This is a genomic window from Mesorhizobium sp. WSM3864 (assembly GCF_002294955.1).
GTDB lineage: Bacteria > Pseudomonadota > Alphaproteobacteria > Rhizobiales > Rhizobiaceae > Mesorhizobium.
This window is the reverse complement of record NZ_NSGD01000008.1, coordinates 63,689-76,324: the sequence shown is the minus strand read 5'-3', so window position 1 is coordinate 76,324 and position 12,636 is coordinate 63,689. Positions and strand designations below refer to the sequence as shown.

The following is a 12,636-nucleotide window of genomic DNA, read 5'->3' as shown; positions in this document are numbered from 1 at the left end:
TCCGGTTTGTGATTCTGCTCTTTAGAGCGGACTGATTCGAATGCGTGAGATCATCTTCGACACCGAAACCACCGGCCTCGATTTGCGCGACGACCGCATCATCGAGCTCGGCGGCGTCGAGCTGGTCAACCGTTTCCCGACCGGCCGCACCTTCCACAAGTTCATCAATCCGCAAGGCCGCGCCATTCACGCCGAGGCGCAGGCCGTGCACGGCATCAGCGCGGCGGATCTGGCCGGCAAGCCGACCTTCGCCGAAATCGCCGAGGAATGGCTGGCCTTCACCGACGGTGCCAAGCTGATCGCCCACAACGCCACTTTCGACCTTGGCTTCCTCAACCTCGAATACAGCCGGCTCGGTCATCCGGCCATCGATCCCGGCCGCATCGTCGACACGCTGGCGATCGCGCGCCGCAAGCACCCGATGGGTCCGAACTCGCTGGACGCGCTCTGCCGCCGCTACGGCATCGACAATACCCGCCGCACCAAGCACGGGGCGCTTCTCGACTCCGAATTGCTGGCCGAAGTCTATATCGAGCTCATCGGCGGCAAACAGGCGGCGCTGGTTCTGGAAACCGTGGCCGTGCAGATGAACGGCAGCGGCGAAGTCGCCGATATCGATATCTCGATCGGCGCAAGGCCGATCGCGCTGCCGCCGCGCCTCACCGAGGCGGATCGGGCGGCACATGCCGGGCTTGTCGGCACGCTCGGCGAAAAGGCGTTGTGGCTGAAGGTGGCGTCTGCGGGTTGAGCGGGGGGCGCTCCCTGAACCGACGCGATTAGCCGAGCCGCCCATCCCTTCGTCATGCCCGAGCTTGACCCGAGCAACCCTTAGCAAAAAAGCCCGGCGCGAAGCCGGGCTCTCGATACGAGGGGTGGTGAGTCTCCTCAGCTCACCTGGACCTTGCTTGCGGCCTGGTCCTCGGCGATGCGCTGCTGGAACATCTGCGCGAAATCGATCGGGTCGAGCATCAGCGGCGGGAAGCCGCCGTTGCGGGTGGCGTCCGCGATGATCTGGCGCGCGAAGGGGAAGAGCAGCCGGGGGCATTCGATGAACAGGATCGGCAGCATATGCTCCTGCGGGAAGCCGCTGATGGCGAAGACGCCGCCATAGACCAGTTCGACGTTGAACAGCACTTCCTGGTCGAAGGAGGCCTTGGCATTCAATGTGAGATTGACGTCGAACTGCTTGTCCGAAAGCGGGTTTGCGTTGACGTTGACATTGATGGCGATGCCAGGGGCCTTGTCGCGGCCGCGCAGCGAATTCGGCGCGCCGGGGCTTTCGAACGACAGGTCCTTCACATATTGCGCAAGCACGTTGAGCGAGGGCTGTTCCTGTTTGCCGTTGCCGTTGGCGGCGGCTGCCGCGGCATCATCATTGCTGGCCATTAGCCTTTGTCCTTTTGCCTGGGCAGCATTGCTGACCGGATTGAAATCGGGGGTTCGCTATCATGCTCGGCAGGACAAGACAAGTTTTGCGCGCCGCCTGAAACTGCGCAGCCGTTTCGGGGCGACGGCGCGCATGAGACAGCTATTCGAGCGGACCCTGAAGAGAGCTAGTCGTCTTTCAGCCGCCGCCAAGGGGAATTGTGATCCGGCCCGCGCTTGTAGTCGTCCTGGCGCGAAAAGTCGCTGTCATCGAGATCGATGACCCTGTCGCGGCGGCGGGCCGAAAAGCCGCTGCTGAAGCTGGTCGCCATCACGATGCGGTTCTTGAGCAGGCGCCAGGCAAGATCGCGCACCGGCGGCAGGAGCAGCAGGATGGCGATAATGTCGGTGATGAAGCCCGGAATGATGAGCAGGAGTGCCGCCAGCACGATCATCGCGCCATGCGCGAGTTGGCGGCTTGGATCGCGCCCGGCATCCATTTCCGTCCGCACCCGCGCCATCACGCCGAATCCCTGGTGCCGAAGCAGGAGGCTGCCGGCAATGGTGGAGAGGATGACGAGCCCGATCGTCGCCAAAGCGCCGACTTCGCGGCCGACGATGACGAAGCCGGCGATCTCCAGAAGCGGCAGCAGGAGCAGGAACAGGGGAATGAACGAAATGCGCAAATTGAGACCGGTCGCTTTCTTCTTTGGGGGCCTCGCGGGAAATCGCCGCTGGCACTAGGACCTTTAGATAGGTATGGCTGGCTTTGATTTGAATGATTGCGCCCGCCGTTCTATATGCTTTGGGTAATGAACGCTATGCGACCGCCGCCATTCTAGGGGCTCTGGTGGTCCGGCCTGGACAGGGATCGAATTGGCGGAAGATATGGGTTTCTTCGACTTCGGCACGATTTTCTTTTTGATTGCGGCGGTTGTGATCTTCTTCCAGCTTCGCAACGTGCTGGGCCGTCGCACCGGAAACGAACGCCCGCCCTTCGATCCTTATTCGGCAAGCCGCACGCGCGAGCAGGATGCGGCGCAGAAGTCCGAGAATGTGGTGTCGCTGCCGCGCAAGCGCATGCCGGGCGAACCGGCGGCGGAGACCTATGCCGCGATCGACGCTTTCGCCAAGCCGGACAGCGATCTCAACAAAGGCCTGCGCGCGATCAAGGACAACGATCCGTCCTTCGATCCGAAGACCTTCATCGACGGCGCCAAGATGGCCTACGAGATGATCGTCATGGCCTTTGCCGACGGCGACCGCAAAACGCTGAAGAACCTGTTGTCGCGCGAGGTCTATGACAGCTTCGTCGCCGCGATCGGCGAGCGCGAGGCGAAAGCGGAAAAGATCCAGTCTTCCTTCGTCGGCATCGACAAGGTCGATGTCGTGGCCGCCGAGATGAAGGGCACCGAGGCGCATATCACGCTGCGCATCGTCAGCGAGCTGATCTCGGCGACCCGCGACAAGGTCGGGGCCGTCATCGACGGCGATCCGGAAAAAGTCGCCGAGGTCAAGGACGTCTGGACCTTCTTCCGCGATACCCGGTCGCGCGATCCGAACTGGAAGCTGGTCGCCACGGAAGAAGAAGATTGACCTAGAGCATGATGCCGAAAAGTGTGGAGCGGTTTTCGGACGCCATCATGCTCCATCTCTTTAATATGGAGCCGGATTCAGATTTCAGGTCGATCCGGCCTGAAATCATCCGGCTCTAGGTGGCGGCTGTCATGTCGCTGTCTTCGGCATTCAAGGAAAAATCCTTCGGCGACCTGCCCGGCTGGGACGAGGATGATCAACTCGCCGCCTTCGCGGCGTTCAAACGTTCGGCTTGCCACGTCCTGACCAAGCCCTATCGAACCGGTTCGCTCGGCGTCGCGTTCGCCGCTTTCGCCGAGGCCTATACTGAGGCGCGCTCCGTTTCGCCGCAGACTCGGTCGGAGGCGCGGTCCTTCTTCGAGCGCCATTTCGCTCCCGCTTTGGTGGCGGCCGAAAGCGGCGGTGCCGGCCTCGTCACCGGCTTCTACGAGCCGGAGGTCGAGGCCTCGCCGGTGAGGACGGAGCGGTTCACGGTGCCGCTGCTCTCCCGTCCCGCCGATCTGGTCGACATCGACGATAAAAATCGGCCCCTCGCAATGGATCCCTATCTCGCCTTCGCGCGCGCGACGACGACAGGTCCGGTCGAATATTTCGATCGCGGCGCCATCGAGCGCGGCGCGCTGTCCGGGCGGAACCTCGAGATTGCCTGGCTCGCCGACAAGGTCGATGCCTTCTTCATCCATGTGCAGGGCGCGGCGCGGCTGAAGATGGCAGATGGTCGGCTCTGCCGCGTCACCTATTCCGCAAAATCCGGCCAGCGCTTCACTGGGCCGGGCAGGATCCTGAGCGAGACCGGCGAAATCCCGCTGGAACAAGTGACGATGCAGTCGATCCGCGCCTGGTTCAAGGCGCATCCTGAGCGGGTCGACGAGATCCTCTGGCAGAACCGCTCCTACATCTTCTTTCGTGAGGCGCCGGTCGACGACCCGGAGCTCGGTCCCATTGCCGCCGCCAAGGTGCCATTGACGCCCGGCCGCTCGGTCGCCGTCGACCGGCTGCTGCACACCTTCGGCACGCCCTTCCATATCGTTGCGCCAACGCTCACCGCTTTCGGCGGAAAACCGTTCCGGCGGCTGATGATCGCGCAGGACACCGGCTCGGCCATCACCGGAGCGGCGCGAGGCGATCTCTTCGCCGGCTCGGGCGATGCCGCGGGCGAGATCGCCGGCGTCGTGCGCAACGCGGCCGACTTTTATGCGCTGGTCCCGCGCGGGCTGGTCGACAGGGGGCACGCGTGAACCGCCGCCACGACACGCTGAGCGACGACGATCGCATCCTCTGGAGCCTGGTGGCGCGCACGACGCGGCCCCTCAAAGGCAAGGCCGCGGTCGAGATTCCCGATATTGTCGAGCCGACGCCGGCGCCGGCGCCCACGGCGGCCAATGGCGTTCCCACCGCTGCCGCGAAGCCGAAGCCGCAGCACGTCGCGCATTCGCTTGACGACCAGACCCACGAGAAACTGAAAAAAGGCCGGCTGCCGATCGAGGGCCGCGTCGATCTGCACGGCATGACGCAGGACGAGGCCTATTCGCTGCTCCTCACCTTCCTGCACCGCGCCCATGCCGGCGGTATCCGCTATGTGCTGGTCATCACCGGCAAGGGCTCGTCGTCCGGCGGCGACGGCATCCTGCGCCGCTCGGTGCCGCACTGGCTGTCGACCCCGGCTTTCCGGCATCTGGTCTCGAGCCACGATCACGCCGCCCGCAACCATGGCGGCTCGGGCGCGCTCTATGTGCGGCTCAGGCGGACGCGCGCATGAGGATGCCGGCCATGAGGACGCAACAGTGACCCCGTTCGGCGAAAGGCTGAGGGCGCTGCGCGCCGAGCGCGGCGTCAGTCAGAAGGCGATGGCGCAGGCCATCGGCGTCAGCGCCGCCTATCTGTCGGCGCTCGAGCATGGCCGCCGCGGCGCGCCGACCTGGACGCTGATCCAGAAGATCATCGGCTATTTCAACATCATCTGGGACGACGCCGAGGACCTTGCCCGCCTCGCCGAAACCTCGCATCCACGGGTCAGGATCGATACGTCGGGCCTGTCGCCGGCCGCGACCGAACTGGCCAATCTTCTGGCCGAGAGCATCGAGAAGCTGGACGAGGCGGAGCTGCGCCGCCTCAGCGCGTCGATTCGTGCGGCGCTGAGAAGGTAGTTCCGGAGATCTACTGCACCGAGCCGACCAGCAGCTGCTGGCCATCGCGGATCGACACCCAGCGGCCGGTGTTGTCGATCGCCTGGCGCTTGAGATAACGGTAGCCGGTCTCGTCCCAGGCTTGGACCTTGTCGGTCAAATTGTCGAGGATGTAGTCACCCTTGTCGGTGCGCACCGTCAGCACGGAATGGCCTTCGCCGTCCGGCTTGCGCACGACGGTGATCAAGAGATCCGCAAGCGAGATGCCCATGCGGTAGAGCTGGCGCCGCTTCTCCAGCACATAGTCCTCGCAGTCGCCAAAGCCGTTGTCCGGATAGGTCCAGACCTCGTCCTTGCCGTAATTGTCGAGATCGCTCATCGGCTTGACGGCGGCGTTGACCTTGGCGGTCACGTTGATCAGCTTGCGCCACAGAGCATCGGTCAGCTTGGCCGGCGCGAGATTGGCCGGGCGAATGTTGCATTCGCTCGGATGCGTCTTGCAGAAGTCGTAATGTCCGATCGGCTGCGAGGTCAGGCCGCCGGTGGCCATGGCGCCGGCAGCCCATGCCGGAACCGCCCAGTGGGCCGAGATCGCCAGCCCTGCGACTGCACACAAACGCAGCATCCGCGCCATCGGTGAGGAAGTCATTGTCCCCCGGGGTCCGCCCTTGTTTATTAACGAAACGTTAAGGGGGATTTACAGTCCGTGTCAATTGAAGACAACGGCTAGTTTGGTGGCATGGTTACCCGCCAGGCCCGCATAGCGGCAGTTTGGCAACAGCGGCGTCGGGACGCCGGTCAGCCCTGAACATTGGTTGCACGGAAAGGTCACTCGCTTCGAGCGGCGCCGAGCCGCGTCCGCTTCCCGCTCAGCTCTTGGCGGAACGGACCAGCTTTGGCTTCGCCGCCAGGCGGGTCTGGCGGCCGTAGCTGGAGATGAAGTCCAGGATGCGCGGCACGATCTCCGACCGGAACCGCGAGCCGTTGAAGACGCCGTAATGGCCGACGGCCGGCTGCATGTAGTGGGCCTGCCGGTCGGCCGGAATGTTCACGCAAAGCTCATGCGCGGCCTGGGTCTGGCCGAGCCCGGAGATGTCGTCGTTCTCGCCCTCGACGGTGAACAGCGCGACATTGCGGATCGCCTGGGGATCGACGGCCTCGCCGCGATGCGTCATCTCGCCCTTCGGCAAGGCGTGGCGCACGAACACCGTGTCGACCGTCTGCAGGTAGAACTCCGCCGTCAGGTCCATCACCGCCAGATATTCGTCGTAGAAGTCACGGTGCTTCTCGGCGCTGTCGCCGTCGTTTTTCACAAGGTGCATGAAGAAGTCCTTGTGGGCGATGATGTGGCGATCGAGATTCATGCTCATGAAGCCCGAAAGCTGCAGGAAGCCGGGATAGACATCGCGGCCGAATCCAGGCACCGGCCAGGGCGCCTGCATGATGACGTTCTCGCGAAACCAGTCGGTGCCCTTTTCCCCGGCGAGCAGATTGACCGCGGTCGGATTGCGGCGGGTGTCGATCGGCCCGCCCATCAGCGTCATGGTTGACGGCACGAAGGGGTCGCCGCGCTTTTCCATCAGCGCCACCGCCGCCAGCACCGGCACCGAGGGCTGGCAGACTGCCATCACATGGGTATCGGGACCAAGCGCGTGGAACATCTCGATGACATAGTCGATATAGTCGTCGAGATCGAAGCTGCCCTGCGACAGCGGCACCATGCGGGCGTCGACCCAGTCGGTGATGTGCACGTCGGCGTGCGGAAGCATCGCCTCGACCGTGCCGCGCAGCAGCGTTGCATAATGGCCGGACATCGGCGCCACGATCAGGAGCTTCGGATCTGGCTTGCGGCCCGCGGGAAGCTGGCGCTCGAAGCGGACGAGGTTGCAGAACGGCTTCGACCACACGGTTCGTTCGGCGACGTCGACGCTCTTCCAGTCGACCACCGCCTTGGTCAGGCCGAATTCAGGCTTGCCGTAGCGGCGCGTCGTGCGCTCGAAGAGTTCCGCGGCTGCCGCGACCGAACGGCCGAGCGCCGTATGCGAAACCGGATTGAGCGGGTTGGAATAGAAAAACCGCACCGCATCTGCGTAAAGGCGGGCGGGCTGCAGCGCCGCATGGTTCAGTTCGTAGAGCTGGTAGAACATCAAGAACCCCGTGCTGCCTGACGACCAAAGGGCCGACGAGCAGCGCCGAGCCTTGAATGTCTCGCAGTGAGGTTAACAAGATATTGTTGCGATGCAATACGTCAACTGGCGTGACGAATGCTGCTTTGGTCCAAACTGTTGAAAACTCGCCACGTATGGCGGAGCCGGCTCACTGTGCGCTGCCGCAATGTGTAGGAAATATGTCCGGCTCCCTCTTGCCGGACACCGACATCTTAAACGCGCGCCATGCAGACTGCGGTGTGGCCCGAGCCGATGAATCCGAGCTGGGTGGCGGCGCCGCGGGAGAGGTCGAGCACGCGGCCCCGGACGAACGGGCCGCGATCATTGATGCGCACGACGACGCTGCGGCCGTTGTTCTTGTTGGTGACCCTGAGCTTGGTGCCGAACGGCAAGCTGCGGTGCGCCGCAGTCAGCGCGGCGGGGTTCATGCGCTCGCCGGAGGCGGTTCTGGAATGCAGCGCGTACCAGGAAGCGCGGCCGCATTGTGCGGCGGCTGAAGAGGCGGAAGAGGCGCCAGCCATCAGGCCAGCCGCGATCGTTGCCGCGACAAGCGCGGTGCGGTTGGTTTTATTCATCTTTTAGGGGTGGGCTCCGTTATAGACAACCCGCCGTAAGTGCCGAATGAGGCATGAAATGCGGCAAGCGTCTGGCGGTTCCATGGCAAAGGCACACGTTTGGAGTCGCCGCGAAACAGTTTGTCATGACATCTCCCGCGAGCGCCAGCGTATTCTTCATGGAGATCGACCCGGTTTTGCAGGAAGTCCCGAGTAGGATCGGCCCTCGGGGCGCAAGTAAAAGCGGAAACGATTGCTTCGCTTCCTTCTGCTGCTTTATTGCGCGCGCGTTCCGGTGAAGGATCGACTTTGCGCGGGGATTTCGCCGATGCGACTGATCAGGAATTTACTGGCGCTGATCGGCCTCCGTTGGGCAAACCGCCCGCGCGTTTGATCCGACCGGCAAGATGGCGCCGCGCGTCCGCTTGGACGGGCGAAGCGACGCGCGCAGACCCCTCGCCGTCCGACCGCTGACGCCGGGCACCTCTTAGCGATCGACGCCATCCCGACATTCGCGCGCAACGCGCGAAGCTCAGCAAGCAGTTGCTGGGGTGAAATTTCTGCTGAGGTCGGCGCTCTACGGCGCCCCCCTCTGGCCTGCCGGCCATCTCCCCCCACAGGTGGGGAGATCAGATGTCGCGTCGGCTTTCGCCAATCGCCAACATTTGCAAGCAAGGGCGCCAAGGGTCGAGCTCCAATCTCCCACCTTGTGGGGGAGATGTCCGGCAGGACAGAGGGGGCGCTGTCCCGCCGGCTTTCAACATTGAGAGGCGGTGCTGCGCCGCCCGTGAAATTCCATTCCGCCACTCGTCGCCGGAATGGCACGATCTATCTTCTTTCCGGATGAAAAGGGCTGGAAAAGACAAAGGCGTGTGATCTGCGAACCCGGCATGGAGTTCGGCGGCCATCATGCGCAGACTGGTGACGGCCGATCCCGTCGGAACTGCTTCCCATGGAGGGTCCGAGATGAGCGTGCACAGGAAAGCGGCGCCGGACGGCGCGGAAAGCGCCCTGTCGCGGTTGCGTCCGCCTTACGCCTCCGTCCTCGACCTGATCGGCCAGACGCCGGTGGTCGAGCTCACCAAATTCGACACCGGCAAATGCCGGCTGTTCATCAAGCTCGAGAGCCAGAACCCCGGCGGCTCGATCAAGGACCGCATCGCGCTGTCGATGATCGCGGCCGCCGAGAAGGATGGCAGGCTGAAGCGCGGCGGCACCATCGTCGAGGCCACCGCCGGCAACACCGGCCTCGGCCTCGCCCAGGTCGGCATTCCCAAGGGCTACCGCATCATCCTCGTCGTGCCCGACAAGATGTCGCGCGAGAAGATCCAGCATCTGCGCGCTTTAGGCGCCGAGGTGCGCATGACCCGCTCCGATGTCGGCAAGGGCCATCCCGAATATTACCAGGACATGGCCGAGAAGATCGCCGCCGAAATTCCCGGCGCCTTCTATGCCAACCAGTTCGCCAATCCCGCCAATCCGCTGGCGCACGAAAGCACCACCGGCCCGGAAATCTTTTCGCAACTCGAAGGCGATGTCGACGCGGTGGTGGTCGGCGTCGGTTCCGGCGGCACGCTCACCGGTGTCGGCCGCTTTTTCGCGAAGCATTCGCCGAAGACCGAGATGGTGCTTGCCGATCCGGTCGGCTCGGTGCTGGCGCCGTTGATCAAGACCGGCAAGATGACAGAGGCCGGCAGCTGGACCGTCGAAGGCATCGGCGAGGATTTCGTGCCGCCCAATGCCGATCTGTCGCTGGTCAAGAAGGCCTATTCCATTCCCGACAAGCAGAGCATGCTGGCGGTGCGCGACCTGCTGTCCAAGGAAGGCATCCTGGCCGGCTCGTCGTCCGGCACGCTTCTGTCGGCGGCACTGCGCTACTGCCGCGATCAGACGACGGCCAAACGCGTGGTCACCCTGGTCTGCGACAGCGGCAACAAATATCTGTCGAAGGTCTTCGACGACATCTGGCTCGCCGAGCAGGGCTTGGCCGACCAGGAGCAGCACGGCGACCTGCGCGACCTCGTCATGCGCTCGCCGCGCACTGGTGACATCGTGACCGTTGGTCCCGAGGAAACCCTGCTCAACGCCTATGGCCGCATGCGCCGCTCCGATGTCTCGCAGCTACCGGTGCTGGATGACGGCAAGCTCGTCGGCATCGTCGACGAGAGCGATATCCTGGCCAAGGTCGACGGCCCCTATGACGGCCGCTGGGATCGCTTCAATGCGCCGGTGCGCACGGCCATGACCTCCAACCTGCACACGCTGCAGGCCAGCCAGGCGCTCGATGCACTGCTGCCCGTTTTCGACCGCAACGAGGTCGCCATCGTCTTCGACGGCGACGAATTCATCGGCCTGATAACCCGTATCGACCTGATCAACCATCTGAGGCGTCGCGCAAAATGACTTCGAACGGCAAGAACCGCCTGGCCTTTTCCACTCGCACCATCCATGGCGGCCAGAGCCACGATCCGCTGACCGGCGCGGTGATGGTGCCGATCTACGCCACCTCCACCTATGGCCAGCAGTCGCCCGGCGTGCACAAGGGTTTTGAGTATGCTCGCAGCCAGAACCCGACGCGCTTCGCCTTCGAACGGGCCGTCGCCGACCTCGAAAGCGGCACCGCGGCCTTCGCCTTCGCCTCAGGCCTGGCCGCGATAGCCACTGTGCTGGAGCTTTTCGACGCCGGCGCCCATGTGGTGGCCACCGACGACATCTATGGCGGCTCGTTCCGGCTCATGGAGCGGGTGCGCAAGCGTTCCGCCGGCCTGCAGGTCAGCTTTGCCGATTTCACCGATCTCGCCGCGGTCGAGAGAGCGATCCGCCCTGAGACAAAGCTGCTCTGGGTCGAGACGCCGACCAACCCGCTGCTGCGTGTCGTCGACCTCGAAGGCCTGGCGGCGCTGGCCAAGCGCAAAGGCTTGCTGACTGTCGCCGACAACACTTTTGCCAGCCCCTACATCCAGCGGCCGCTGGAGCTCGGCATCGACATCGTCGTCCACTCGACGACGAAATACTTGAACGGCCATTCCGACATGGTCGGCGGCGTGGCGGTCGTCGGCGACAACAAGGATTTGGCCGATCGGCTGAAATTCCTGCAGAACGCCATCGGCGCCATTTCCGGCCCGTTCGACAGTTTTCTGGCGCTGCGCGGTATCAAGACGTTGGCGCTTCGGATGGAGCGCCATTCCGCCAACGGCCTGAAGATCGCGCAGTGGCTGGAAGCCCGCAAGGACGTGCGCCGCGTCATCTACCCCGGGCTGGCGAGCCACCCGCAGCACGAGATCGCCAAGCGCCAGATGCACGCCTTCGGCGGCATGATCTCGGTCGACCTCGACCTCGACCTCGCCGGCACCAAACGCTTCCTCGAACGCACGCAGCTTTTCACGCTCGCCGAAAGCCTCGGCGGCGTCGAAAGCCTGATCGAGCATCCGGCGCTGATGACGCACGGATCGATCCCGGCGGAGAAGCGCGGCGCGATTGGGATATCGGATTCGCTGGTCAGGCTGTCCTGTGGAATCGAGGATGGCGACGATCTGATCGCGGATCTGGAGCAGGCGCTGGGCTAAAGGAAGCGCTCGGAGCATCGGCACACCTCTGCGTTATGCCAGCTCGATCAACCAGGTCGGCGAATATTTGTCGGCAGCCCTTGCAAACAAAGGTGGAGTGATGCCTTAATGCGTAGTTGCTCATCGGGGGAGGGTAATTTGGCTAAGCTATGGATAAGCTTCTTTTGCTCACTTTTGTGGCCTCTTTCTAGCAGTGGTTTCGCAGCCGACTGCGACACAGCTCTCGTCATTGCTACCTACAACAAAGTGGATTTTGCGTACAGCGACTGGCGTTCTGCAAAGAACGTCAGCCAGGGCCAGTACGATACTATAAAGCAGTCTGCTGGCGCGAACGCCGTGATATATGGCGTTCCTATGGGAGCCGATTGGAGCAGATTTCAGCAGAATATTAAGACGCTGAGCAATAACAGTAACGAATCGCTCACTAAGCAATCTTTCACGAACATAGCCTGGACGGGCCTCGACGATAATTCATTGGCGGCATATCAGGCGTGTCTTAAAGAAGAGGCTGCTTCTCAGCGCAGAGCAGTGTCGATCATTCCCGAGAGAGCCACGAAAAACGAGGTGACCTTCAGAGTTATATACAATCCTTCCGGTAAAATGCCGAACCCGATCAAAGTTAAGTGGTCTGGTAGTGCGGCGAAGCGCGCCAAAGGGCTTCCCAAATCCCTGACTGCCGACACTCAACTCATCACGGTAAGGCGCCCGAAACCAGGCGGAGACGACGAGCAGCTAATTGTGAATGCTGCCGCAGCGGGTGCTGGCGACGTAGTTGTTTTGACAGCCCTCCCGAAGACGATTCCCCCGGAGGACCGCCTCGCTGCGGAGTGCAACATTAGCGAAACATCCGACCCGTTGCCTAGTTTTGGGGTCCCAGGCTCTGCGAATTGGGCCTGCCCTCTTCCGACACAAGCCGGCCAATACAGAGTGACCGTAAGCATCAAGCCGACGGCGGATTCGCCCCTACGCGCAAACTACTCTCTGGCGTTGGTCGTTGCGAAGTTGAACGGCGAGTCGGCTACGCTTGATATTACGCAAGCCAATCAGATGGATACCATCGAAGGACCCAATCTGCTCAATCCTAATTTCTACAACAATGGGGGGACGTATTCATTGCCGGCAGGCAAGGTAACCTTTCAGGTGAACGTAAGCTCTTCGGCGAATCACTGTTGTTTCGACACTTCCGGTGGCCGAGATGGAAACTTCACGATGCCGAAGGCGGTCACTTTGCGACTGGAAAAGCTGTAGCGCACTCTGATAC

13 protein-coding genes are annotated in these 12,636 nt (G+C 62.9%); 8 read left to right on the top strand and 5 right to left on the bottom strand.

From position 1 onward, the window contains the following. Positions 1-40: 40 nt before the first annotated feature. Positions 41-748, top strand: coding sequence for a DNA polymerase III subunit epsilon (gene dnaQ, locus CK215_RS18075; RefSeq protein ID WP_067323502.1), 708 nt, complete (start codon positions 41-43; stop codon positions 746-748). Between the two features lie 137 nt (positions 749-885). On the opposite strand, the gene secB is transcribed toward dnaQ, so the two are convergent. Further along, complete coding sequence (secB, locus tag CK215_RS18070) at positions 886-1,386, bottom strand: protein-export chaperone SecB (protein ID WP_067323500.1); 501 nt, start codon at positions 1,384-1,386, stop codon at positions 886-888. A gap of 167 nt (positions 1,387-1,553) precedes the next feature. Continuing rightward, the gene (locus CK215_RS18065) at positions 1,554-2,051 is read right to left on the bottom strand and encodes an FxsA family protein (protein WP_066991469.1); all 498 of its coding nucleotides are present in this window, start codon (positions 2,049-2,051) and stop codon (positions 1,554-1,556) included. A 202-nt stretch (positions 2,052-2,253) separates the two neighbouring features. Between CK215_RS18065 and CK215_RS18060 the strand changes: the two genes are divergently transcribed. The 4 genes from CK215_RS18060 (at position 2,254) to CK215_RS18045 (ending at position 5,108) form a co-directional block, all read left to right on the top strand. Continuing rightward, positions 2,254-2,961, top strand: a complete 708-nt coding sequence (locus CK215_RS18060; RefSeq protein ID WP_066991466.1) for a Tim44/TimA family putative adaptor protein — start codon at positions 2,254-2,256, stop codon at positions 2,959-2,961. Between the two features lie 131 nt (positions 2,962-3,092). Further along, complete coding sequence (locus tag CK215_RS18055) at positions 3,093-4,199, top strand: murein transglycosylase A (protein ID WP_095831812.1); 1,107 nt, start codon at positions 3,093-3,095, stop codon at positions 4,197-4,199. Next, positions 4,196-4,720 (top strand): Smr/MutS family protein, encoded by a 525-nt coding sequence (locus tag CK215_RS18050; protein ID WP_095831725.1) that lies wholly within the window; start codon positions 4,196-4,198, stop codon positions 4,718-4,720. The genes CK215_RS18055 and CK215_RS18050 overlap by 4 nt, the downstream gene beginning before the upstream one ends. 25 nt (positions 4,721-4,745) lie before the next feature. Continuing rightward, entirely contained in the window at positions 4,746-5,108 is a 363-nt protein-coding gene (locus CK215_RS18045; protein WP_066991880.1) for a helix-turn-helix transcriptional regulator, read from the top strand. Between the two features lie 10 nt (positions 5,109-5,118). Here CK215_RS18045 and CK215_RS18040 read toward each other — a convergent pair whose 3' ends face one another. The 3 genes from CK215_RS18040 to CK215_RS18030 form a co-directional block, all read right to left on the bottom strand. Then, entirely contained in the window at positions 5,119-5,736 is a 618-nt protein-coding gene (locus tag CK215_RS18040; RefSeq protein ID WP_066991460.1) for a transglutaminase-like cysteine peptidase, read from the bottom strand. A 220-nt stretch (positions 5,737-5,956) separates the two neighbouring features. Further along, complete coding sequence (locus CK215_RS18035) at positions 5,957-7,234, bottom strand: polyhydroxyalkanoate depolymerase (RefSeq protein WP_066991457.1); 1,278 nt, start codon at positions 7,232-7,234, stop codon at positions 5,957-5,959. Between the two features lie 233 nt (positions 7,235-7,467). Further along, positions 7,468-7,830, bottom strand: coding sequence for a septal ring lytic transglycosylase RlpA family protein (locus CK215_RS18030; protein ID WP_066991454.1), 363 nt, complete (start codon positions 7,828-7,830; stop codon positions 7,468-7,470). Between the two features lie 945 nt (positions 7,831-8,775). Here CK215_RS18030 and CK215_RS18025 point away from each other — a divergent pair. The 3 genes from CK215_RS18025 (at position 8,776) to CK215_RS18015 (ending at position 12,623) form a co-directional block, all read left to right on the top strand. After that, positions 8,776-10,212, top strand: a complete 1,437-nt coding sequence (locus tag CK215_RS18025; protein ID WP_095782019.1) for a pyridoxal-phosphate dependent enzyme — start codon at positions 8,776-8,778, stop codon at positions 10,210-10,212. After that, positions 10,209-11,375 carry a PLP-dependent aspartate aminotransferase family protein gene (locus tag CK215_RS18020; protein ID WP_095831724.1) on the top strand — a complete coding sequence of 389 codons (1,167 nt, stop codon included), beginning with the start codon at positions 10,209-10,211 and terminating at the stop codon, positions 11,373-11,375. The genes CK215_RS18025 and CK215_RS18020 overlap by 4 nt, the downstream gene beginning before the upstream one ends. Before the next feature lie 138 nt (positions 11,376-11,513). Continuing rightward, positions 11,514-12,623 carry a hypothetical protein gene (locus CK215_RS18015; protein WP_141245491.1) on the top strand — a complete coding sequence of 370 codons (1,110 nt, stop codon included), beginning with the start codon at positions 11,514-11,516 and terminating at the stop codon, positions 12,621-12,623. Positions 12,624-12,636: the final 13 nt, after the last annotated feature.